Annotated in this window: 18 protein-coding genes; 11 read left to right on the top strand and 7 right to left on the bottom strand. The window is 61.6% G+C overall.

Translation table 11 applies throughout. From position 1 onward, the window contains the following. Positions 1-7 precede the first annotated feature (7 nt). Both AC07OE_RS15915 and AC07OE_RS15920 read left to right on the top strand, forming a co-directional pair. Positions 8-1,993 carry a monovalent cation:proton antiporter-2 (CPA2) family protein gene (locus AC07OE_RS15915; protein ID WP_495071551.1) on the top strand — a complete coding sequence of 662 codons (1,986 nt, stop codon included), beginning with the start codon at positions 8-10 and terminating at the stop codon, positions 1,991-1,993. A 71-nt stretch (positions 1,994-2,064) separates the two neighbouring features. Next, positions 2,065-2,619, top strand: a complete 555-nt coding sequence (locus tag AC07OE_RS15920) for an adenine phosphoribosyltransferase (protein WP_495071552.1) — start codon at positions 2,065-2,067, stop codon at positions 2,617-2,619. A 21-nt stretch (positions 2,620-2,640) separates the two neighbouring features. On the opposite strand, the gene AC07OE_RS15925 is transcribed toward AC07OE_RS15920, so the two are convergent. The 6 genes from AC07OE_RS15925 to rpmH form a co-directional block, all read right to left on the bottom strand. Continuing rightward, positions 2,641-3,351 (bottom strand): hypothetical protein, encoded by a 711-nt coding sequence (locus AC07OE_RS15925; protein ID WP_495071553.1) that lies wholly within the window; start codon positions 3,349-3,351, stop codon positions 2,641-2,643. 43 nt (positions 3,352-3,394) lie between these two features. Next, positions 3,395-4,798 carry a tRNA uridine-5-carboxymethylaminomethyl(34) synthesis GTPase MnmE gene (mnmE, locus tag AC07OE_RS15930; protein WP_495071554.1) on the bottom strand — a complete coding sequence of 468 codons (1,404 nt, stop codon included), beginning with the start codon at positions 4,796-4,798 and terminating at the stop codon, positions 3,395-3,397. 20 nt (positions 4,799-4,818) lie between these two features. Beyond that, the gene (gene yidC, locus AC07OE_RS15935) at positions 4,819-6,516 is read right to left on the bottom strand and encodes a membrane protein insertase YidC (protein ID WP_495071555.1); all 1,698 of its coding nucleotides are present in this window, start codon (positions 6,514-6,516) and stop codon (positions 4,819-4,821) included. After that, positions 6,513-6,785, bottom strand: coding sequence for a membrane protein insertion efficiency factor YidD (gene yidD / locus AC07OE_RS15940; protein ID WP_495071556.1), 273 nt, complete (start codon positions 6,783-6,785; stop codon positions 6,513-6,515). Before yidD ends, yidC begins: the two co-directional genes overlap by 4 nt. Then, positions 6,782-7,219: a ribonuclease P protein component gene (locus AC07OE_RS15945; protein WP_495071600.1), complete on the bottom strand. Its 438-nt coding sequence runs from the start codon at positions 7,217-7,219 to the stop codon at positions 6,782-6,784. Before AC07OE_RS15945 ends, yidD begins: the two co-directional genes overlap by 4 nt. Positions 7,220-7,294: 75 nt before the next feature. Beyond that, entirely contained in the window at positions 7,295-7,429 is a 135-nt protein-coding gene (gene rpmH, locus AC07OE_RS15950; protein ID WP_006299042.1) for a 50S ribosomal protein L34, read from the bottom strand. A gap of 262 nt (positions 7,430-7,691) precedes the next feature. Here rpmH and dnaA point away from each other — a divergent pair, with 262 nt between their 5' ends. The 3 genes from dnaA to gyrB all read left to right on the top strand — a co-directional run bounded on the left by dnaA (position 7,692) and on the right by gyrB (position 13,021). Then, positions 7,692-9,104: a chromosomal replication initiator protein DnaA gene (gene dnaA, locus AC07OE_RS15955; protein ID WP_495071557.1), complete on the top strand. Its 1,413-nt coding sequence runs from the start codon at positions 7,692-7,694 to the stop codon at positions 9,102-9,104. A 122-nt stretch (positions 9,105-9,226) separates the two neighbouring features. Continuing rightward, entirely contained in the window at positions 9,227-10,333 is a 1,107-nt protein-coding gene (gene dnaN / locus AC07OE_RS15960) for a DNA polymerase III subunit beta (RefSeq protein ID WP_477886311.1), read from the top strand. An 84-nt stretch (positions 10,334-10,417) separates the two neighbouring features. Beyond that, a complete protein-coding gene (gene gyrB / locus AC07OE_RS15965; RefSeq protein WP_495071558.1) occupies positions 10,418-13,021 on the top strand; it encodes a DNA topoisomerase (ATP-hydrolyzing) subunit B in 2,604 nt (867 codons plus the stop codon). An 81-nt stretch (positions 13,022-13,102) separates the two neighbouring features. Here gyrB and AC07OE_RS15970 read toward each other — a convergent pair whose 3' ends face one another. Beyond that, positions 13,103-14,119, bottom strand: coding sequence for a LacI family DNA-binding transcriptional regulator (locus tag AC07OE_RS15970; protein ID WP_495071559.1), 1,017 nt, complete (start codon positions 14,117-14,119; stop codon positions 13,103-13,105). 362 nt (positions 14,120-14,481) lie between these two features. Here AC07OE_RS15970 and AC07OE_RS15975 point away from each other — a divergent pair, with 362 nt between their 5' ends. From AC07OE_RS15975 to AC07OE_RS16000, 6 genes are read left to right on the top strand one after another with little or no spacing between them, the layout of a single operon-like run. Continuing rightward, complete coding sequence (locus AC07OE_RS15975) at positions 14,482-15,756, top strand: ABC transporter substrate-binding protein (protein ID WP_495071560.1); 1,275 nt, start codon at positions 14,482-14,484, stop codon at positions 15,754-15,756. An 18-nt stretch (positions 15,757-15,774) separates the two neighbouring features. Further along, a complete protein-coding gene (locus AC07OE_RS15980; protein ID WP_495071561.1) occupies positions 15,775-16,671 on the top strand; it encodes a carbohydrate ABC transporter permease in 897 nt (298 codons plus the stop codon). Position 16,672: 1 nt separating this feature from the next. Then, on the top strand, positions 16,673-17,491 hold the full coding sequence (locus tag AC07OE_RS15985; RefSeq protein WP_495071562.1) for a carbohydrate ABC transporter permease: 819 nt from the start codon (positions 16,673-16,675) through the stop codon (positions 17,489-17,491). Positions 17,492-17,501: 10 nt separating this feature from the next. Then, a complete protein-coding gene (locus AC07OE_RS15990; RefSeq protein ID WP_495071563.1) occupies positions 17,502-19,739 on the top strand; it encodes a glycoside hydrolase family 2 protein in 2,238 nt (745 codons plus the stop codon). A gap of 17 nt (positions 19,740-19,756) precedes the next feature. Further along, positions 19,757-20,857, top strand: a complete 1,101-nt coding sequence (locus tag AC07OE_RS15995) for an ABC transporter ATP-binding protein (RefSeq protein WP_495071564.1) — start codon at positions 19,757-19,759, stop codon at positions 20,855-20,857. Positions 20,858-20,865: 8 nt separating this feature from the next. Beyond that, positions 20,866-23,031, top strand: coding sequence for an alpha-galactosidase (locus tag AC07OE_RS16000; RefSeq protein WP_495071565.1), 2,166 nt, complete (start codon positions 20,866-20,868; stop codon positions 23,029-23,031). Positions 23,032-23,033 lie beyond the last annotated feature (2 nt).

Consider the following 23,033-nt stretch of genomic DNA (forward strand, 5'->3'; position numbering starts at 1 on the left):
TGGCGCCATGACCGCTCTGGAAATCACCCTGCTTTACTTGCTGGCTGCTGTGCTGGGCGTGGTCGCCTGCCGCTCGCTCAAGCTGCCACCCATGCTGGGGTATTTGGCCGTGGGCGTGGTGATCGGCCCCAATGCACTGGCCTTGTCCAAAAATTCCGAGGCCGTGCGGCACCTCGGTGAATTTGGTGTGGTGTTCCTGATGTTTGTGATTGGCCTCGAGTTCAACCTGTCGCGCCTGCGGGCCATGCGCCAGCATGTGTTTGGCCTGGGATTGTTGCAAGTCGTGGTAACGATGGTGCTGGCCACCGGCGCCACACTGGGCTTGGCCGTGGTCCTGCCCCGATTTTGGGCCATGGAATGGCAAACTGCACTGGCTCTTTCCAGCGCACTGGCCATGAGCAGCACCGCAATCGTGGTCAAGCTCATGGTGGAGCGCCTGGAACTGGAGTCCGAACACGGCAAGCGGGTAATGGGTGTTTTGCTGTTCCAGGACTTGGCGGTGGTGCCACTGCTGGTCCTGATCCCCGCGCTCGGAGCGTCGGGCGAACGCTTATTTGAATCCCTGGCCGTGGCAGGTTTCAAAGCCGTGGTGCTGGTCACCGTGCTGCTGGTGGGCGGGCAGCATGTGATGCGACGCTGGCTCACCTTGGTGGCCCGTCGCAAGAGCGACGAGCTCTTCATGCTGAACCTGCTGTTCATTGCGCTGGGGCTGGCATGGCTCACGGAGCTGGCGGGGCTCAGCCTGGCGCTGGGTGCCTTCATCGCTGGCATGCTGATCTCTGAAACCGAATACAAGCACCAGGTGGAAACCGACATACGGCCTTTCCACGACGTGTTGCTGGGGTTGTTTTTCATCAGTATTGGCATGCTGCTGGACTGGCGGCTGGTGCTCGAACGCTGGCCGCTGGTGTTGCTGCTGGTGGCCGTCCCCACCGTGTTCAAGGCCGCGCTGGTGGCCGGCCTGGCAAAAGCACTGGGGGCCACCTCGGGCGTGGCACTGCGCACCGGCTTGTACCTGGCACAGGCCGGTGAATTCGGGTTTGTGCTGCTGACGTTGGCGCAGGAGAACGCCCTCATTCCCCCCAGCTTGCTCAATCCCATTCTGGCCAGCATGGTGCTGTCGATGCTGGCCACGCCTTTCATCCTCATGTACAGCAACCGCATCGTGCTGAAACTGGTGAGCAGCGAGTGGTTGCAACAGTCCCTGCAGATGACCACCATTGCACGCAAGTCCATCAACGCCAACCGCCACGTCATCATCTGCGGATATGGCCGTTGCGGCCAGAACCTCGGGCGCATGTTGGAAGCAGAAGGCATCCCCTACATGGCACTGGACCTGGACCCTGACCGTGTGCGGCAGGCCGCGGCGGCTGGCCATTCGGTCGTGTTTGGCGATGCGGCCCGGTTGCAGGCCCTGATGGCTGCCGGCTTGGCACGTGCCAGCGCGGTGGTCATCACCTACCTGGACGAGGGCGGCGCCCTCAAAGTGCTGGGCAACACGCGTGCCCATGCGCCGCAGGTACCCGTGATTGTGCGCACCCAGGACGACCACAGCCTGGAGAAACTGCAGGCTGCAGGAGCGACCGAGGTCGTGCCCGAAGCCATCGAAGGTTCGCTGATGCTGGCCAGCCACGCGCTGGCGCTGGTGGGCGTCCCCATGCGACGCGTGATCCGCATCGTGCAAGACCAGCGCGACGCACGCTACAACCTGCTGCGTGGCTTCTTCCACGGAGCCGATGACGACTCGGTGGACGAGTTGCAACACGAACGCCTGGTGACCCTGAACTTGCCATTGGGCTCCAAAGCCAGCGGCAGAGCCCTGGCAGACTTTGATTTGCTGGCTCTGGGCATCCGTTTGGTGAGCCTGCGCCGCGCCAATGGCAAACCGGCAACGACCGATGACACCATATTGCTCGAAGGCGGCGACACCCTGGTGCTGTCCGGCAAAGCCGGGGCGCTGGCTGTGGCCGAGCAAAAGCTGCTCAAAGGTTAGGCCCCGGCGGCGCACTCTGCAGGCACAATAGCGCCTGCCCCGCACCCCGTGTGCCTTACTGCCTCGCGTCCATGCAACACCTCAGCGTCAACCAATACCTCCGAGACCACATCCGCACCGTGCCTGATTGGCCCGCGCCCGGTGTGCAGTTTCGCGACATCACACCCCTGCTACAGGATGCCAAGGTGTTCCGCGTGTTGATCGACGCGTTTGTGCACCGCTACATGGACCCCGCCATGCGACCCGATGTGGTGGCGGGCCTGGACGCACGCGGGTTCATTCTGGGTGCCGTGGTGGCGTATGAGCTCAATATCGGCTTTGTACCGATCCGCAAAAAAGGCAAGCTACCGTTCACCACGGTGGAAGAAACTTACGAGCTGGAATACGGCAGTGCCACGGTGGAGCTGCACACCGATGCCGTGAAGCCGGGTGATCGCGTGTTGCTCATTGACGACCTGATTGCCACAGGTGGCACCATGATGGCGGGCAAGAAACTTCTGGAGCGCCTCGGTGCCCACGTCATGGAAGGCGCAGCCATTGTCGACCTGCCTGAACTGGGTGGTTCCGCGCGCCTGAAGCAATCCGGTCTGCCGCTGTTTACCCTGCTGGACTTCGCTGGCCACTGACCCGCAGCCCGTCAGCGGGCCTTAGTTCAGCTCGCCATACTGGGTGCCACTCAGAGGCGACTGTCGGTCGTCCATCTCCGTGTCCTGAAAGCTGGGAGGCGCAGGATTGCGGCGGCCCGAACGCACAATTTCTCCTGGCGCGGACAAGCCCGCTGGGGCGGGAATCGAAGCCAGGGCCTGCTTGAAGGCAGCAACTTCATCCGCCTGCAGTGGTTCAAAACGCGGCGTTACCGGCATGGCAGGCTTACCCGCTGGAACAGCACGTGCAACGGGCTCAGGCGCCGTACGCGCCAGACCCGCCGTCACATGCTCGTTGACACGCCAGTACACCGCGGTCACCAGGATGTCGTGACGGGTCTTCGCGATTTTGGCAATGTGGCTTTCCATGTCAGCCAGGCGAGCGGTATCGCCCACATTCTGGCGCGCCATGTCCATCATGATGAGGTACTGGCGCCCGCGGGAGTCCAGCGAGAGCACCTTGAACTTGTAGCTGGTGGAGAGCAATCCCGCGCGGGTCATGGACTCACGTACCACGGCGTAGAGCAATTCGCGGCGCTCCAAGCGCTCACTTTTCCGGTTGGCGGCGCTGCCGGGCACCGACACCGGCGCCTTCATGCGGCCTTTGCCGCCTGGCAGGTAGGGCACGGTCGCATCCACATGGCCGAGGCCGGAGCTTTCGGCCGCAGGCGCTTGCTCATGTGGCTTTCTGGAAAACCAACCAAACAGGGACATTCTTCTTGCTTTCGGATTCGACGAGTTGCCGAGTGTAGTGCAGCTATTTGCCAATGCAAAACTTGGAAAAGATCACGCCCAGCAAGTCGTCCGAGCTGAACTCGCCCGTGATCGCGTTCAGGGCGTTCTGGCCCAAGCGCAGCTCTTCGGCCAGCAAGTCCAGCGTCCCGGCACCTGCGCTCAGGTGAACCCATGCCTCCGCCAAATGCTGATCCACCTTCTGCAGGGCATGAAGATGGCGCTGCCGGGCGATGAACATGCCGCCAGCGGGCGGCTGCCAGCCGGCGGCCTCCAGCAGGCGGCGGCGTAAGACCTCCAGGCCTTGCCCGGTCTTGGCGGACAGCACCACGCCCTCGTGTGGCGTAATCGTCGTTATCGCATCCGCCTTGTTCCAGATGTCGATCACCGGGACATCTTTGGCAAGTTTTTGGGCCAAAGCCCCCGCTATTTCTGCATCAGCAGCTATATATTCGATAGCATTGCTGCGTGTGAGGTCATGCAGAAACAGTACGGCATCAGCGCCCTCGATGGCCTGCCAGGCGCGTTCGATGCCCATTTTCTCCACCGTGTCATCGCTGGCACGCAAGCCGGCCGTGTCCACAATATGGATGGGCACGCCTTCAATCTGGATGGTTTCCTGCACCTTGTCCCGGGTGGTCCCGGCAATTGGGGTGACGATCGCCAGTTCAGCGCCTGCCAGCGCATTGAGCAGTGAGGACTTGCCCGCATTCGGCTGCCCGGCGATCACCACCTGGATGCCTTCACGCAACAGTGCGCCTTGCGAGGCACGCTGCAGTACTTCCTGCAAGGCGGCCTGCAGGCGCTGCAACTGGCCCAAGGCGTCGGCCTTTTGCAGAAAATCAATCTCTTCCTCGGGAAAATCCAGCGTCGCCTCTACCAGCATGCGCAGATGGATAAGCGCGTCGCGCAGAGTGGCCACCTCCTTGGAGAAAGCGCCCGACAAGGACTGGGTGGCACTGCGCGCCGCGGCTTCCGTGCTTGCATCGATCAGGTCGGCGATCGCTTCGGCCTGGGCCAGATCGATCTTGTCATTCAGAAAAGCCCGCTGGGTAAATTCGCCGGGTTCGGCGATCCGCAATCCGGGCAGGGGCGCTGGCGCGCCAAGGTGAACGGCACTTGCCAGCTCCAAGCAACGCGCCAGCAAGAGCTGGAGCACCACAGGGCCGCCGTGGGCCTGAAGTTCCAGCACGTCTTCGCCAGTGAATGAATGCGGCCCCGGAAAGTACAACGCTAACCCCTGATCCAGCGGCTGGCCTTGGGCGTCGGGGAAGGGGAGGTAAGTGGCCTCCCGGGGGCGCAAGTCGCGCCCCAGCAAGGCTGTAACAAACGCCGCCAGGTGCTTGGCACTGACACGGACGATGCCTACGGCGCCTCGACCGGGGGCCGTGGCGATCGCGACAATGGGGTCAGCATGGCGTGGCAGCATGGAACCTGCCGGCTAGAGGCTTAGAAAAACTTGGGCAGGTTGAACTGGGGCGGCACACCCATACGGGTGTTGATGATCCACTGCTGCGCGATGGACAGGACGTTATTGGTGATCCAGTACAGCACCAAGCCCGCCGGGAATGCGAAGAACATGACGCTGAATGCCAACGGCATGATCCACATCATCTTGGCTTGCATGGGATCAGGCGGCGCAGGGTTGAGCGCAGTCTGCAGCAAGGTGGTCATGGTCATCAGGACCGGCAAGATGTACATCGGATCCTTGGACGACAGGTCATGGATCCAGAAAATCCATGGCGCATCACGCATTTCGATAGTGGACAACAGCACGGTGTAGAGCGCAATGAACACTGGAATCTGGATCACGATGGGGAAGCAGCCACCCAGCGGGTTGACCTTTTCCTCGCGGTAGATCTTCATCATTTCCTGCTGCATTTGCTGTGGGTTGTCCTTCAGGCGCTCGCGCATTTCCATGATCTTGGGGTTGATGGCCTTCATCTTGGCCATGCTGGAGTAGGCCTTGGCATTGAGCCAGTAGAACGCGATCTTCAGCAACAGCACCAGGGCCACGATGGACCAACCCCAGTTCTGGATGATGCTGTGCAGTTGGTTCAGCAACCAGTACAGCGGCTTGGCCAGAATGGTCAGGCGCCCATAGTCCTTGAGCAGCTCCATGCCGGGTGCCAGTGCTTCGAGCATTTTTTCTTCCAGCGGGCCCACGAAGAGCTTGGCGTCAACCGTCTTGCTGGCACCAGGCGCAATCGACCCGACAGGCGAAACCATCACCACGCGGTAGCAGCAGTCCGCCACTGGCGAATCCAGGGTGACGGGCAGCATGGACAAATTGCGCTGCACGCCATCGGGCAGCAGCCACGCACTGGCAAAGTAGTGCTGCACCATGGCGATGTAGCCATTGCTACTGGTCTTTTCAAAGTCAGCCTTGTTCTTCTTGATGTCCGAGAAGTCCACTTTCTGGAATTTCTTGGCCTCGGTATAGACCGCGGGACCCGTGAAGGTGGAGTAGAAAGACGAGCCGCCTGGGGGGCTGGTGCCATCGCGCTCCAGTTGCAGGTAAAGCTGGGGAGCAATGGGTGCACCGGAGGTATTGACCAACTCATGCTTGACCGCAATGTCATAGGCGCCGCGGCGCAGGGTGTAGGTTTTGACCAGCTTGATGCCGCCCACTTCCGGCGAAGTGAACTTGATCGAGATTTCGTTCTCGCCTTCGGCCAGTACGCGTGGACCGGACACCGACATCACGGTCTTGTGGGTGGGGAACGCTCCACCCGCCTCGCTCGCCACCACACCGGTCTGGGCACGGTAGACACGGTCCTTGCTGTCGTCCAGCAGCACGATGTTCTTGGACTTGTCGCCCGTTTCTGCGTACTTGAGCAACTCGGAGCGCACCAGCGAACCACCTTCGGTATCCAGCGTCAGCTTGAGCACATCGGTGCTCACCTCAAATCGTTCTTTCGGGGTGGCGGGCTCTGCCACTGGTGCCGCGGCAACCGTAGCAGTGCCAGCTGTGGTTGCGGCCACAGGTGCCGCAGGTTTGGCGCCGTCGGAGGTTACCGCTTTTTGTTGCACAGGGCTTGGGAAGAAGGTGGCCTTCTTGCCGTTATGCACTTGCCATTGGTCCCATAGCAACACCATGGAAAAACCAAAGATCACCCACAAAATGGTGCGGCGAATATCGTTCATGAAGGTTTCTTTTCAGAAGAAGGAGGAATCAGACGGCCGAACAGCCGGGGACGTTGCGCTGGCACGGGGTCATGACCACCCTCGCACCAAGGGTGGCAGCGCGCCAGTCGCGCCACCGTGAGATACGAGCCGGCGGCCGCACCATGGGTCTGCAGCGATTCAAGGGCGTAAGCGGAACAGGTGGGCTCGAACCGGCAGGCCGAGCCCAACCAAGGACTCAGCAAAAAGCGGTAGGCCTTGACGACGCCCACCAGCAGTGCCCGCATCATGGGAGCACCTCCGCGTTCGTCGCAACGGGCAACCCCTGAACCCGCGGGAGGGGGGCAATGCGGGCGAACAGCTGCAGCAATTCATGGCGAACGGCCTTTTTGAGCGCTGTCGACGTGGCGCTGACGTACTCTGCACGGTCGAATCCAGCGCGAAGGCGCACCAGATGGGCGCGCGCCTGCAGCGCCGGAGCAAACTCGGCGCCAATGCTGTAAATCTGGCGTTTGATGGTGTTGCGGGTCACAGCACGTTTGGCCCAGCGTTTGGGCACCATTCCACCCAGCCACACAGAGGCAACCGGGAATACCGCATCAGGGGATGCGGCTGGAGAAGGGGGCGTCACTGGGCAGCAATGGAGCGCAAAGTGGGCTGTTTTGGAAACAGTGGACCCACCCAGCACTGCCTGGAACTGCGCGCGCGTCTGAAGACGTCGCACTGCGGCCTTGCCAGCACCTTGCGAATGTGCAATGTCCAAAAGCTGTTCAGCCCTGGATTGCAGAATTCGCGCAGATTAGACGGCCAGACGCTTGCGGCCCTTGGCGCGGCGTGCGTTGATCACGGCGCGGCCACCGCGGGTCTTCATGCGAACCAGAAAACCGTGGGTACGTGCGCGGCGGATTTTGGAGGGTTGGTACGTGCGTTTCATGTGAAATTCCTAACGGGCTCAGTGGGTATCCGTACCCACTCCACAAGGAGAGCAAGGCACGAATGTCGGTCTAATCGCCCCGAACACAATCAGGGGAACCCGCGATTATCGCAAATATTCTGAATGCCGGCAACACCTTAGACCGCATACAGTGTGCAACGCTGGAACTTTCCGCTTGTCCACAAAAAATGTGGATAAAGGTTTGATAAATTACAATCCAGCTCGCAGCAAACAATAACTATCCACAGAAGCTGACCACCCAATGACCCAGGGACACTCCCACACTTCTTCCGATTCCAGCGGCCTAGAACTCGGCCAAAGCCTGTGGCAAAGCTGCATCGATCAGCTCGCACAGGAATTGCCTGAACAACAGTTCAACACCTGGATCAAGCCTCTCACCGCACAGGTGCAGGACGATATCTCCAAGGTCACTATTTTTGTGGCTAACCGCTTCAAGCTGGACTGGGTCCGGGCGCAATACAGCGGTCGCATCGCTGGCTTGTTGGAGAAGCTGTATGGCCAGTCCGTTCAGGTTGAGTTAGCGATCACTCCCAGAGAATCTCCCGCTAAATCTAGTTTTGTTCCACGCACGGCGGAACCCGCTGCAGTCGTCGAAGAGGCGTATGTTGGTGAAGACCGTATGGCGGGCGGACCGAAAAACCGGCTCAACAGCTTGCTGACTTTTGAAAGCCTGGTTGAGGGAACTGCCAACCGCATGGCACGCGCAGCGGCCATGCATGTCGCTACCATGCCGGGCCATTTGTACAACCCCCTATTCATCTATGGCGGTGTAGGTTTGGGCAAGACCCACCTGATGCATGCGGTGGGTAACCGACTGCTGGCGGACAAGCAGGGCGCCAAAGTTCTCTACATCCATGCGGAACAATTTGTTTCTGATGTGGTTAAGGCCTACCAGCGCAAAACTTTCGATGAATTCAAGGAGCGCTACCACTCCCTGGATTTGCTGTTGATCGACGATGTGCAGTTCTTTGCCAACAAGGACCGCACCCAGGAAGAGTTTTTCAACGCCTTTGAGGCGCTGCTAGCCAAAAAGTCGCACATCGTGATGACCAGCGACACCTATCCCAAGGGCCTGACGGACATTCACGAGCGTCTGGTGTCCCGCTTTGACTCGGGCCTGACAGTGGCGATTGAGCCGCCAGAGCTGGAAATGCGGGTGGCGATTCTGATCAACAAGGCGCGCTCTGAGGGTTCAGACATGCCCGAGGAGGTGGCGTTCTTTGTTGCCAAAAACGTGCGTTCCAACGTGCGTGAGCTGGAAGGAGCGCTGCGCAAGATCCTCGCCTATTCGCGCTTCAACCAGAAAGAAATTTCCATCCAACTGGCCCGGGAAGCCCTGCGTGACCTGCTCTCCATCCAGAACCGGCAGATTTCTGTGGAAAACATCCAGAAAACCGTGGCGGACTATTACAAGATCAAGGTCGCGGACATGTATTCCAAGAAGCGTCCCGCCAGCATTGCCCGGCCGCGCCAGATTGCCATGTACCTGGCCAAGGAACTGACCCAGAAGAGCCTGCCCGAGATTGGCGAGCTGTTTGGCGGGCGCGACCACACGACGGTGCTGCATGCGGTGCGGAAAATTGGTGGCGAGCGTCAACAACTCACCGAGCTGAACCAGCAGCTCCATGTGCTGGAGCAAACCCTGAAGGGTTGATACAAAAACATGTGCCTACTCACGGCGAGTCACTGTGAAAAAAGGTGAAAATGGTGGGATTGTTCGTAAATGCCGTGCTTTTTTGACATGGCATACATGACTAAGTTTAAAAAGAGGTTGACATGATCGTATTGAAGGCAACGCAAGACAAGGTTCTATCGGTTCTCCAATCCGTGGCCGGTATTGTCGAGCGCCGCCATACGCTGCCCATCCTGGCCAATGTGCTGCTGCGCAAGACCGGCACCTCCATCCAGCTGACCACCAGCGACCTGGAAATCCAGATCCGCACCACAGCCGACCTGGGTGGCGACACCGGCAACTTCACCACCACCATCGGCGCGCGAAAGCTCATCGACATCCTGCGCACCATGCCGGGCGATCAGACCGTGTCGCTGGAGTCCAGCCAGAGCAAGATCATCCTCAAGGGCGGCAAAAGCAAGTTCACGCTGCAGACCATGCAGGCCGAAGACTTCCCGCTGGTGCAGGAGAGCGCCAGCTTCGGCCCCGTGTTCAGCGTGCCGCAAAAGACCCTGAAGGACCTGCTGAGCCAGGTGTCCTTCGCCATGGCAGTGCATGACATCCGCTACTACCTCAACGGCATTCTGTTTGTCGCCGAAGGCAAGCAGCTCAGCCTGGTGGCTACCGATGGCCACCGCCTGGCATTTGCATCCGCCACACTGGATGTGGAGGTTCCCAAGCAGGAAGTGATCCTGCCGCGCAAGACCGTGATCGAACTGCAACGCCTGCTGAGCGACGCTGAAGGCGCGATCGAAATGCAATTCGCCAACAACCAGGCCAAGTTCACCTTTGACGGCATGGAGTTCGTGACCAAACTGGTCGAAGGCAAGTTCCCCGACTACAACCGCGTCATCCCCAAGAACCACAAGAACGGCATCACGCTGGGCCGCACGGCCCTGCTGGCCACGCTGCAACGCACCGCGATTTTGACCAGCGACAAGTTCAAGGGCGTGCGCCTGAACATCGACCCCGGCAGCCTGCGTGTAGCGTCCAACAACGCCGAGCAGGAAGAGGCCGTGGACGAGTTGGACATCGACTACGGCGGAGACAGCATTGAGATCGGCTTCAACGTCACCTACCTGATCGATGCCCTGAGCAACATGAGCCAGGACATGGTGAAAGTGGAGCTGTCGGACGGCAACAGCTCAGCGCTGATCACCATCCCCGACAACGCGACCTTCAAGTACGTCGTGATGCCCATGAGAATCTGACGCTATAAAAACAGTAGCTGCCCGCACAACCAAACCCCCGGCCTTCGGGGGTTTGGTCATTAAAGAATCGTGAGAAAGTTAGCCATGACCGAAGAAAACAAGTCTGCCCCCAGCCCCGAAAACAACGATGGCCTGGTCCATACGGGCGATGCCGGCACAGACAGTTCCAACTTCCAGCCCACCATTGACACCAACCAGGCCGGCGCGACCGAGGCCTATGGCGAAGGCTCGATCCAGATTCTGGAAGGCCTGGAAGCCGTGCGCAAGCGTCCTGGCATGTACATCGGCGACACGTCGGACGGCACCGGTTTGCACCACCTGGTGTTCGAGGTGGTGGACAACTCGATCGACGAATCGCTGGCCGGCCATTGCGATGACATCCTGGTCACCATCCACTCCGACAACTCGATCAGCGTGGTCGACAACGGCCGCGGCATCCCGACCGGCATCAAGCTGGACGACAAGCACGAGCCCAAGCGCTCGGCCGCCGAAATCGCGTTGACCGAACTGCACGCCGGCGGCAAGTTCAACCAGAACAGCTACAAGGTATCCGGCGGTCTGCACGGCGTGGGTGTGTCCTGCGTGAATGCGCTGTCCAAGATGCTGCGCCTGACCATCCGCCGCGATGGCAAGGTGCACACGCTGGAATTCTCCAAGGGCTTTGTGCAAGGCCGCCTGATCGAAACGCAAAACGGCGTGGAAGTCTCGCCGATGAAGGTGATTGGCGATACCGAGAAGCGCGGTACCGAGGTGCACTTCCTGCCCGACACCGAGATCTTCAAAGAGAACAACGATTTCCACTACGAAATCCTCTCCAAGCGCCTGCGCGAGCTGTCCTTCCTGAACAACGGCGTGCGCATTCGCCTCAAGGACGAGCGCAGCGGCAAGGAAGACGACTTTGCCGGCGCCGGTGGCGTGCAGGGCTTTGTGAACTACGTGAACAAAGGCAAAACCGTCCTGCACCCCAATGTGTTCCATGCCATGGGCGACCGCCAGAGCGACCAGGGCACCAACATTGGTGTCGAAGTAGCCATGCAGTGGAACAGCGGCTTCAACGAACAAGTGCTGTGCTTCACCAACAACATTCCGCAGCGCGACGGCGGCACCCACCTGACCGGACTGCGTGCCGCGATGACCCGCGTCATCAGCAAGTACATCGAACAGAACGAACTGGCCAAGAAAGCCAAGGTCGAAGTGACCGGTGATGACATGCGCGAAGGCCTGTGCTGCGTGTTGTCGGTCAAGGTGCCCGAACCCAAGTTCTCCAGCCAGACCAAAGACAAGCTGGTATCCAGCGAAGTGCGCGGCCCTGTGGAAGACATCGTGGGCAAGCTGCTGGCCGACTACCTGGAAGAGCGCCCCAACGATGCCAAGATCATCGTCGGCAAGATCATCGAAGCGGCCCGTGCCCGTGAAGCGGCGCGCAAGGCCCGCGACATGACACGCCGCAAGGGTGTGCTGGACGGCATGGGCCTGCCCGGCAAGCTGGCCGATTGCCAGGAGAAGGACCCTGCGATGTGCGAGATCTACATCGTCGAGGGTGACTCCGCCGGTGGCTCCGCCAAGCAGGGGCGCGACCGTAAATTCCAGGCCATCCTGCCCTTGCGCGGCAAGATTCTGAACGTGGAAAAAGCCCGCTACGAAAAGCTGCTGACCAGCAACGAAATTTTGACGCTGATCACCGCACTCGGAACCGGCATCGGCAAGGCGGGTGGTAGCACCGGCAACGACGACTTCAATGTCGCCAAGCTGCGCTACCACCGCATCATCATCATGACCGACGCCGACGTTGATGGCGCGCACATCCGCACGCTGCTGTTGACCTTCTTCTACCGCCAGATGCCCGAACTGGTGGAGCGCGGCCACATCTACATCGCCCAGCCTCCGCTGTACAAGGTGAAGAGCGGCAAGGAAGAGCTGTACCTGCAAGGCCCGAGCGAGCTCGACAGCTTCCTGCTGCGCGTGGCGCTGGTCAATGCGTCTGTCTATACCGGCGGCCCCAATGGCACCACCATCAGCGGCGACACGCTAGCCGAACTGGCGCGCAAGCACCAGATCGCACAAGCCGTGATCGCGCGCCTGAAAAACTTCATGGATGCCGAGGCCCTGCGCTCCGTGGCCGACGGCGTGGCACTGAACCTGGACACCGTGGCCGATGCCGAAGTATCTGCCGCTGCACTGCAAGCCAAGCTGCCCGATGCCGAAGTGGCGGGCGAGTTTGATGCGCGCACCGACAAGCCGATTCTGCGCATCAGCCGCCGCCACCACGGCAACGTGAAGAGCAGTGTGCTGACACAGGACTTTGTGCACGGCGCTGACTACGCTGCGCTGGCAGAAGCCGCCAACACCTTCAAGGGACTGCTGTCCGAAGGCGCGCGTGTGATGCGCGGCGAAGGCGAGCGCCAGAAGGAAGAGAAGGTTTCCGACTTCCGCGAAGCCATGGGCTGGCTGATCGGCGAAGCCGAACGGACCAGCAGCCGCCAGCGCTACAAGGGACTGGGCGAGATGAACCCATCCCAACTGTGGGAAACCACCATGGACCCCACCGTGCGTCGCCTGCTCAAGGTGCAGATCGACGACGCCATCGAAGCCGACCGCGTGTTCACCATGCTGATGGGCGATGAGGTGGAGCCCCGTCGTGACTTCATTGAAACCAACGCCCTGCGCGCTGGCAATATCGACGTCTGACAATCAAAGTCCGAGTCAAAACAGTCTTTAGCCCCCGTGGAATATGGGCAAACAGCTTCTGTTTTGATAGCAAATTGACGGCTAACCCGCCCGTACCGGCCCCGTAGACGCACGCACCACCAGCACCGGGTCCGGCACCTGCACGATGGTGGGCTCGTGGGCCGGGTTTTCGATCAGGTCCAGCAGCAGGTTGATGGAGATGGTGGCCACCTGCTCAATGCCCAGGGCCACGGTGGTGAGCGCGGGGCGCATGTCCCTGGCCATCTGGATGTCCGTCACGCCGATGAGCGAAATATCTTGCGGAATGCGGATGCCGCGATCGGCCAGCGCCTGGGAGGCACCGTAGGCCATCAGGTCATTGGTGCAGAAGATGGCGGTGAGGTCGGGGTGCTCTGCCAGCAGCGAGTCGGTCGCTTCGTGTCCACCGGCCACGGTGTCGCTGACATTGCGAACCCTGGAATCTTCCAGGGTGATGCCGACGGCATCGAGTGCACTCTTGAAACCGTTCAGCCGCCCCAACTGCATGCCCTCCAGGCCACAGCCCACGATGGCGCCGATGCGCGTGTGTCCCAGCGCCAGCAGGTGCTGGCCGGCGATCTCACCCGCACGGTGGAAGTTCACCACCACGTGGGGGATGTTGTCGCCCAGGTCCACTTTCTCCTCCGACGCCAGCACGATGGGGGAACGGCGCGTTTTCAACTCATTGATGTCGTCCGCGCTGATACCCGTGTGCAGCACCAGCACTCCGTCGGCCAAAGTTCCTGCAATCTGGTGCAGGTAGGCGCGGCCGATGTCGGGGCGCTCGTCGGTGTTGCAGACCATGAGGAAGTAGTTGCGGTGCCGCGCCACGCGCTCGGCCACACGCACGAACTCGGGGTAGAACGGGTTGTTGATGTCCGGCAGCACCAGCGCCACCATGGACGACTTGCCCTCGGCCAGCGCGCGGGCCATGAGGTTGGGGCGGTAGCCGGTGGCAGCAATGGCCTCCTGCACCTTTTGCACCGTGGCGGGCTTCACCTTCTGCGTGTTGCGCAACACGTTGGAAACGGTAGCGGTGGTAACACCGGCCAGGCGGGCGACTTCACTCAAGGTGGCCATGTGCGCTGCAACTTCCTGTGAATTGGCATCGATTGATACGTTTTTTGAATCCTAGGACTTACCCTAGGACCCGACTAATTTGCGAACACCCATAGGTATACTCCAAAAATTGCTGAATTTAACCGCTTAAATTTTAATTTTCGAGGTGTTCAAGGGCATGACGGAAAGCGCCATGCCCTTGGTAAGTCAGCGAACGGGGGTTTGAAGTCGACCCGAAAATTTAACCGCTTAAATTTTTGAAAGGATGCCAGTCGCAGCACCGTCATTACACGCTTACCGGAGACAACAAGCCACGCGCACCAGAGTTTTACTGAGCGCCCCTTGCCATCACATTCATTGACACAGAGACAGGAAAACACACCATGAATTTCGCCAAACGCAGCACCCTCAGCGCCATGATCGGCCTGGCCCTCAGCACCACCGGCCTGATGGCCAGCCACGCCGCCCACGCGGGTGAAGTCACCATCTGGGCCTGGGACCCCAACTTCAACATCGCCATCATGCAAGAGGCGGCCAAGCGCTACACCGCGAAGCACCCCGGCGTGACATTCAAGATCGTCGACATGGCCAAGGGCGACCTGGAGCAGAAGCTGCAGACCACGCTGGCCTCCGGCGTGACCAAGACCCTGCCGGACATCGTGCTGGTGGAAGACTACAACGCGCCCAAGTACCTGCGCTCCTTCCCCGGCGCCTTCGAGTCCTTGAGCGGCAAGGTGGACTACAAGGGTTTTGCCAACTACAAGGTCAACCTCATGACCCTGGGCGGCAAGGTCTACGGTGTGCCTTTTGATACGGGCGTTTCCGGCATGTACTACCGCAGCGACCTGATCAAGCAGGCCGGCTTCAGCGACAAAGACATGCAGAACATCACCTGGGACCGCTACATCGAGATCGGCAAGCAGGTCGAAGCCAAGACCGGCAAAAAGATGTTTGCCATGGATCCCCAGGACATCGCCAGCATCCGCATCATGATGCAGTCGGCCGGCCGCTGGTACTTCGACAAGGAAGGCAAGCTCGACATCAAGAACAACCCCGCCCTGAAGGCAGCCTTGCAGGTGCAGGCCAAGTTCATGTCCAGCGGCATCTACAAGCCCACCTCCGGCTGGGGCGAGTGGACCGGCGCGCTGAACAAGGGTGATGTGGCCTCCGTCATCACCGGTGTGTGGATCACCGGCTCGGTGAAGGCCGAAGCCAGCCAGGCCGGCAAGTGGGCGGTAGCGGCCACACCGCGCCTGGAGGTGCCCGGCGCCGTGAACGCGTCTAACCTGGGTGGTTCCAGCTGGTACGTGCTCTCCAGCGGCAAGGAAAAGGCTGCAGCAGCGGACTTCCTGAACGAGATCTACGCCAAGGATGTGGACTTTTACCAGACCATCCTGCAGTCGCGCGGTGCCGTGGGCTCCCTGCTGGCCTCGCGCAATGGCAAGGCCTACTCCGAAGCCGACCCGTTCTTCGGTGGCGCCAAGGTGTGGCAACAGTTCAGCGACTGGATGGGCAAGGTGCCTAGCGTGAATTACGGCATCTACACCGCCGAAGGTGACGCTGCCGTGGCCGCCCAACTGCCTGCTTTGGCACAAGGTCTGCCGGTGGAGAAGGCGCTGGAAAACATCCACAACCAGCTCGCATCGCAAATCAAGTAACTGGACCAGAGGAACACCATGGGGCCCACGCCTACGACCAGCTACCGGCGTTTTTACGACGTCAACGGTTGGCTATTTGTTTCCATTGCACTGGGGCTGATCGGGGTCTTCATGGCCTATCCGATTCTCCAGTCGCTGTGGATGTCCCTGCACGCCGGGCAAGGGACGGTAGTTGAATTCGTAGGCGCGGGCAACGTGGAACGTCTGGTCCGCGACCCGGTGTTCCTCAAAGCCCTGCAAAACACCTGCATCTTCCTGGTGATCCAGGTGCCCATCATGCTCTTGCTGGCGCTGGTCATGGCCAGCTGCCTGAACATGCCCAACCTTCGCTTTCGCGGGCTGTTGCGCACGGCGGTGTTCCTGCCCTGCGTGACCTCGCTGGTGGCGTACTCGGTCGTCTTCAAGAGCATGTTTTCGTATGACGGCCTGGTCAACCATGGCCTGGCCTGGCTGGGTCTGATCAGCGAGCCGATTCCCTGGCTCAATGACGCGTTCTGGTCCAAGGTGGTCATCATCATCGCCATCACCTGGCGCTGGACGGGCTACAACATGATCTTCTACTTGGCGGCCATGCAGAACATCGACAAGTCGATTTACGAGGCCGCCCGCATCGATGGCATCTCGGCCTACCGCCGCTTTGTCTCCATCACCATACCCTCGCTCAAACCGGTGATCCTGTTCACCACGGTCACGTCCACCATCGGAACGCTGCAGCTGTTTGACGAGCCCATGAACATCACCACCGTGGGCACCGTGTTCTCGGACAACACGCTCACGCTGTCCATGTACATCTACAACCTGTCGTTCAAGTTTGTGCCCAACTTCGGCTACGCCGCCACGGTGTCCTACGTCATCGTGGCGCTGGTGGCTGCGCTGGCGTGCATCCAGTTCTACGCAGCCCGGGAGCGCAACTGACATGACCAACTGGACCGAAAAACTCCGCATGGGCGGCGTCTACCTGTTCCTGGGGCTCATGGCTCTGGTGTCGCTGTTCCCGTTTGCCTGGATGGTCATAGGTGCCACCAACGCGTCAGTGGACGTGACCAAGGGCAAGCTGGCCCTGGGCGGCGCGCTGCTGGACAACCTGGCCAAGCTGAACAAGAGTTTTGACATTGCCCAGGTGTTCTGGAACTCCAGCAAGATTGCCATCATCGGCGGCCTCTTCACGCTGGTGATCTCGTCCATGGCCGGCTATGGCTTCGAGGTGTTCAGCTCCAAGGCCCGCGAGCGCGTCTACAACGGCCTGCTGCTCACGCTGATGGTGCCGTTTGCCGCGCTGATGATCCCGCTGTTCATCCTGATGGCGCAGTTTGATCTGTTGGACACGCACCTGGGCGTGATCCTGCCTGCGCTGGCTTCGGCCTACATCGTCTTCTACTTCCGCCAGAGCACCAAGGCTTTCCCGTCCGAGCTGCGCGAGGCCGCACGCCTGGATGGCCTCAAGGAATGGCAGATCTTCCTCTTCGTCTACATGCCGGTGATGCGCTCCACCTACGCGGCGGCCTTCGTCATCATCTTCATGGCGGCGTGGAACAACTTCCTCTGGCCCCTCATCGTGCTGCAGTCGCCCGAACTCAAGACCATCACGCTGGTGCTGTCCTCACTGGGCTCGGCCTATTTCCCCGACTTTGGCGTGATCATGGCCGCCGCCGTGCTCGCCACCCTTCCCACCCTTGTGGTGTTCTTCGCAATGCAACGGCAGTTCGTACAGGGCATGCTGGGCTCCGTCAAATAAGGTTTTTCACATGCGTACCGTCAGCAAGCTCGTCTCGGGCTGGACTTTCCACACCTCTTTTTCGTCTGCACTCGTCAACACAGCCGCCGCAGGCACCGCCGTGCGCCTGCCGCACAATGCGGTGGACCTGGACCTGACTTACCTGGACGAACGCAGCTACCAGAAGGAATTTGGCTACCAGTACACCCTGGCCTGGAAGCCCGAGTTCGCCAAGCGCGAAGTCAGCCTGCGCTTTGATGCCGCCATGGCCAACAGCGTGGTCTGGGTCAACGGCCAGCAGGTGGTCGCACACAAGGATGGCTACACGCCTTTCACCGCCCGCCTTACCGGATTGCTGAAAGAAGGTGACAACCTCATCACCGTAAAGGTGGACGGCAGCGAGAACCCCGAGATCCCACCCTTCGGCGGCCAGATCGACTACCTGACCTACGCCGGCATCTACCGCGACGTCTGGTTGCAGGTGACCGACCCGGTCTCCATTGCCAACCTCAAGGTCGAAACTTCAAATGAACTGAGCGATGCCAAGGGCGTTCTGGTGAAAGGCTTCATTGCCAATCCCGGCAAGGCCGCCGTCAGCGGCACTGCACTCGTAGAGCTCTGCACCGTGGACGGCATGGTGCTGAACCAGCAGACCGTGGACGTGTCGGGCGAAAACTTTGAGGCCCGCTTTGACAAGCTCTCCGGCCTGCACCTCTGGGAACTGGACGCACCACAGCTCTACGTCGTCCGCGCCACGCTGTCCAACCAGGACCAGCTCAGCACCCGCTTTGGCTTCCGCACCGCACGCTTCACCACCGAAGGCTTTTTCCTCAATGGCAAGCACGTCAAGATCCGCGGCCTGAACCGCCACCAGAGCTTCCCCTACGTGGGTTACGCCATGGGCCAGCGCGCCCAGGCCAAAGATGCCGACGTGATGAAGGACGTGCTGAAGTGCAACCTGGTGCGCACCTCGCACTACCCGCAGTCCACCTATTTCCTGGATCGCTGCGACGAAATTGGCCTCCTGGTGTTTGAAGAAATCCCGGGCTGGCAGCACATCGGTGGCCAGGCCTGGCAGGACGAGTCGGTCGAGAACGTGCGCCGCATGGTGGAACGGGACTGGAACCACCCCTCCATCATCATCTGGGGTGTGCGCATCAACGAATCGCAGGACAACCACGACTTCTACACCCGCACCAACGCCATGGCACGCAGCCTGGACACAACACGCCAGACCGGCGGCGTGCGCTACATCGAAAACAGCGAGCTGCTCGAAGACGTGTACACCGTCAACGACTTCTGCCATGTGGCCACGCCTGAGTGGATGAAGGGCATCGCTCCCACACCGCTGCGCCAGCCGCGCCAGGTGACCGGCCTGGACCACGAGGTGCCCTACCTGGTGACCGAATTCAACGGCCACATGTACCCCACCAAGCGCATCGACCCCGAAGACCGCCAGGCAGAGCATGTGAGCCGGCATCTGGATGTGCTGAATAAGGCCTATGAGAACCCCGTCATCAGCGGCGCCATTGGCTGGTGCATGTACGACTACAACACGCACAAGGACTTTGGTGCGGGCGACCGCATCTGCCACCACGGCGTGATGGACATCTTCCGCGAACCCAAGTTCGCCGCCTGGGGCTACACCAGCCAGTGCAGCCCCACCGAGCAGGTGGTGCTGGAGCCGGTGACCTACTGGGCGCGTGGCGAGAAAGACCGCTGCGAGGTGCTGCCCCTCATCGTGCTGACCAACTGCGACTATGTGGAACTGAAGGTGGGCGACTTTGCCGCCAAGCGCGCCGAGCCCGACCGCGAGCGCTACCCTCACCTGCCGCACGCCCCCGTCATCTTCGACAGCCGCCATGTCAACATGAACGACCTGGGCGCCTGGGGCATGCTGTGGCGCGATGCCACCGTCACCGGCTACATCAACGGAAAGGCCGTCTCCACGGTCAAGCTCTCGGGCAATCCGCTGCCCACCACGCTGCAGGTGCAGGTGGACGACACGGTGCTACACGCCCATGAGAAGGACGCCACCCGCGTCATCATCCGCACGCTGGACCAGGCGGGCCGCCTGCTGCCCTTCTTGGACGACGTGATCCACGTGGAAGTGACCGGTGCCGCCAAGCTGCTGGGGCCCGACACCATCACGCTCAAGGGCGGGGTCACCGGCTTCTGGGTGGAGACCACAGGGACAGTGGGTGAGATTACCGTGCGCGTGTCCACTCGCCGCATGGGTGAACAGGTGCTGGCGCTGCGCGCAGAATAAAACGAGGAGAACACAGCATGGCAGACGTCAAACTCACCCAGGTTCGCAAGTCCTTCGGCGACATTGAAATCATCCGCGGCGTGGACCTGGACATCAAACACGGCGAGTTCGTGGTCTTCGTGGGCCCCTCGGGTTGCGGCAAGTCCACCCTCCTGCGCGCCATCTCGGGCTTGGAAGACATCAGCAGCGGCGAGCTGCGCATTGGCGACCAGGTGATGAACCATGTGGACCCGTCCAAGCGTGGCATTGCCATGGTGTTCCAGAGCTACGCGCTCTACCCCCACATGACGGTGCGCGAGAACATGGGCTTTGCGCTCAAGCACGCCGGTGTGCCCAAAGCCGAGGTGGCCAGCAAGGTCGATGCCGCGGCCAAGATCCTGGGCCTGGACCCGCTGATGGAGCGCAAGCCCAAGGCCCTGTCGGGCGGGCAGCGCCAGCGCGTGGCGATTGGCCGCGCCATCGTGCGCGACCCGCAGGTATTTTTGTTTGACGAACCGCTCTCCAACCTGGACGCCGAGCTGCGCGTACACATGCGCATCGAGATTGCGCGCCTGCACCGCGAGTTGGGCAGCACCATCATCTACGTGACGCACGACCAGGTGGAGGCCATGACCCTGGCCGACAAGATCGTGGTGCTGCGTGCCGGTGTGGTGGAGCAGGTGGGTGCGCCGCTGGAGCTGTACGACAACCCGGCCAACACCTTTGTGGCGGGCTTCATCGGCTCGCCGCGCATGAACTTCTTTGACGGCACCGTCACCGGCCACAACCGCTTCAACGGCGTGAACCAGTGCCAGGTGACGCTTGCAGGTTTTGACAACGCGGTGGTGAACCTGCCCCTGGACGGCAACCTGCCGTCGGTAGGGACCGAGGTGTCGGTCGGCGTGCGGCCCGAGCATTTCGCCGAAGATGGCAGCGCCACGTTGCCCGTCACTATCGACATGCTGGAGCACCTGGGTGGCGAGACCTTTGTCTATGGCCGATCGGCCAGTGGTGTGATGGTGGTGATGGAGAGCAAGCACGGCCGCAGCCTGCGTTCGGGCCAGGCGCTGGAAGCGCGCTTTGATGCCGCGAAAGCCTTGCTGTTCGACAAGAGCGGCGCGCGCATTTACTGCAACTAAACTGCCCCATGCCCACCCACGCGCCCGAGGCCTTTGCCGACTTCATCACCCTGCACGGCACCCATACCAGCGTAGTGCTGGAAACGCGCCCGCAGGAGGCCCCGCTGTGGCGCTACTGGGGCCCGCGCCTGCCGGATAACTGCGTGCCGCTGGCCCCGCTGCGCGATGGCCGCGCCATCCCGCCCAGCAGCATGGAGTTTGACCAGCCGCTGACCGTGGCGCCCACCTTTGGCGTGGGTTGGTACATGCAGAGCGCGCTGCTGGCGCACCGTGGTGGGCAGCAGTTTGCACAACAGTTCACCGCCTGCCGCATCGAGGCGCTGGAGACTAGCCAACGCATTGCCATCCATCTGACTGACAGCGTGGCGCAGCTGCGCCTGGTGTTGCATATGGCGCTGGACGCGCACGATGTGCTGCAATTGCACAGCGAGTTTTTCAACGACGGCAGTGATGTGCTGGACGTGCAGTGGCTGGCCGCAGGCACCGTACCGCTGCCGGGTGATGCGCAAGGCGTGCGCTCCTACACGGGCCAGTGGGCCAACGAATTTCAACTGCAGGAAGACGCGCTCTCGCGCAGCCTGTGGCAGCGCGAGAACCGGCGCGGCCGCACCTCGCACGACAGTTTTCCGGGCGCCGTGGTCACCACGCCGGGCAGCACGCAACACACCGGCACCGTGTATGGCGCGCACCTGGCCTGGTCGGGCAACCACCGCCAGGCTATCGAGTGGCTGCACGATGGGCAGTACCAATGGCAAATGGGCGAGTGGCTGGCACCGGGCGAAGTGCGCTTGGCCCCTGGTGAGTCGCTGCAAACGCCCACGCTGTTCGCCAGCTGCGCCACCACGGGCCTGAACGGCCTGGCGGCCAACTTCCACGCCACGGTGCGCAGCCGTTTGCCCTGGCCCGGCGGCCGCATGCGCCCGCGCCCCGTGCACCTGAACACCTGGGAGGCGGTCTACTTCGACCACCGCACCGACGACATTCGCGCGCTGGCTGCAGCGGCGGCCAGCGTAGGCGTGGAGCGCTTTGTGCTTGACGACGGCTGGTTCCAGGGCCGCCACAGCGACCAGGCCGCCCTGGGTGACTGGTGGCCCGATGCCGGCAAATACCCGCATGGCCTGCAGCCACTCGCCAACTATGTGAACGAACTCGGCATGGAGTTTGGCCTGTGGGTGGAGCCCGAGATGGTGAACCCCGACAGCCAGCTCTTCCGCGCCCACCCCGACTGGGCGCTGCAGCTCGAAGGCCGCCCGCTGCTCACCATGCGCAACCAGCTGGTGCTGGACGTGGCCCGCCCCGAGGTGGCCGACTACCTGTTCACCAAGCTCGACACCCTGCTGCAGAACGTGCCCATTGCCTACCTGAAATGGGACATGAACCGCGACCTCACCACGGCCGGCAACGCACTGGGCCGGCCCGCCTACCGCAGCTTTGTGCACGCGCTGTATGCGCTGCTGGACCGCGTGCGCGCCGCCCACCCGCAGCTGGAGATTGAAAGCTGTGCCTCCGGCGGTGCCCGGCTCGACATGGGCGTACTGGCCCACACCCACCGCGTGTGGACCAGCGACTGCAACGATGCGCTATCGCGCGTGACCATCCAGCGCGGCGCGCTGCAGTTTTTGCCACCCGAGATTCTGGGTGCCCACATTGGCCCCGCACCTGCGCACACCACGGGCCGCAGCCAGAGCCTGAACTTCCGCGCTGGTGTAGCGCTCAGCGGCCACCTCGGCATTGAGGCCGATGTGCGCCACATGAGCGACACCGAACGCATGGCACTGAGCCGTTGGGTCGGCCTGTACAAACAGCTGCGCAACCGCCTGCACACCGGCCAGGTGTGGCTCGGCGAGGCCGGCGACGGCGTGCTGTGGCAAGCCCATGGCGATGCCAATGCCAGCGAAGTGCTGCTGCTGGTCTACCGCACGGCGCCCACCAGCCACCGCAACACACCGCCACTGCGCCTGCCCATGCTGCGCCCGGCCGCGCACTACACCATCGAACGCCTGGACCCCACGCCCCCCGACTGGACCAGCAGCCCGCTGAACGACGCAGCCCTGGCCGCCGTAGGCCTGCCCCCCACGGCGCACGGCGCCTGGCTGGCCGCGGTGGGCCTGCCCCTGCCGCGCATGAATGCGGAGAGTGCGCTGATCTACCGGCTGCGGTTTATCCCGCAGTAACC

It is taken from the genome of Rhodoferax sp. GW821-FHT09E07 (genome assembly GCF_059416145.1).

Coding starts and splice junctions, on each gene's coding strand:
- AC07OE_RS15990 (WP_495071563.1), top strand. CDS start 17,502: ATGCGTACCGTCAGCAAGCTCGTCTCGGGCTGGACTTTCCACACCTCT.
- AC07OE_RS15985 (WP_495071562.1), top strand. CDS start 16,673: ATGACCAACTGGACCGAAAAACTCCGCATGGGCGGCGTCTACCTGTTC.
- gyrB (WP_495071558.1), top strand. CDS start 10,418: ATGACCGAAGAAAACAAGTCTGCCCCCAGCCCCGAAAACAACGATGGC.
- AC07OE_RS15975 (WP_495071560.1), top strand. CDS start 14,482: ATGAATTTCGCCAAACGCAGCACCCTCAGCGCCATGATCGGCCTGGCC.
- rpmH (WP_006299042.1), bottom strand. CDS start 7,429: ATGAAACGCACGTACCAACCCTCCAAAATCCGCCGCGCACGTACCCAC.
- AC07OE_RS15915 (WP_495071551.1), top strand. CDS start 8: ATGACCGCTCTGGAAATCACCCTGCTTTACTTGCTGGCTGCTGTGCTG.
- yidD (WP_495071556.1), bottom strand. CDS start 6,785: ATGATGCGGGCACTGCTGGTGGGCGTCGTCAAGGCCTACCGCTTTTTG.
- AC07OE_RS16000 (WP_495071565.1), top strand. CDS start 20,866: ATGCCCACCCACGCGCCCGAGGCCTTTGCCGACTTCATCACCCTGCAC.
- AC07OE_RS15920 (WP_495071552.1), top strand. CDS start 2,065: ATGCAACACCTCAGCGTCAACCAATACCTCCGAGACCACATCCGCACC.
- AC07OE_RS15970 (WP_495071559.1), bottom strand. CDS start 14,119: ATGGCCACCTTGAGTGAAGTCGCCCGCCTGGCCGGTGTTACCACCGCT.
- AC07OE_RS15925 (WP_495071553.1), bottom strand. CDS start 3,351: ATGTCCCTGTTTGGTTGGTTTTCCAGAAAGCCACATGAGCAAGCGCCT.
- AC07OE_RS15995 (WP_495071564.1), top strand. CDS start 19,757: ATGGCAGACGTCAAACTCACCCAGGTTCGCAAGTCCTTCGGCGACATT.
- dnaN (WP_477886311.1), top strand. CDS start 9,227: ATGATCGTATTGAAGGCAACGCAAGACAAGGTTCTATCGGTTCTCCAA.
- mnmE (WP_495071554.1), bottom strand. CDS start 4,798: ATGCTGCCACGCCATGCTGACCCCATTGTCGCGATCGCCACGGCCCCC.
- AC07OE_RS15980 (WP_495071561.1), top strand. CDS start 15,775: ATGGGGCCCACGCCTACGACCAGCTACCGGCGTTTTTACGACGTCAAC.
- dnaA (WP_495071557.1), top strand. CDS start 7,692: ATGACCCAGGGACACTCCCACACTTCTTCCGATTCCAGCGGCCTAGAA.
- yidC (WP_495071555.1), bottom strand. CDS start 6,516: ATGAACGATATTCGCCGCACCATTTTGTGGGTGATCTTTGGTTTTTCC.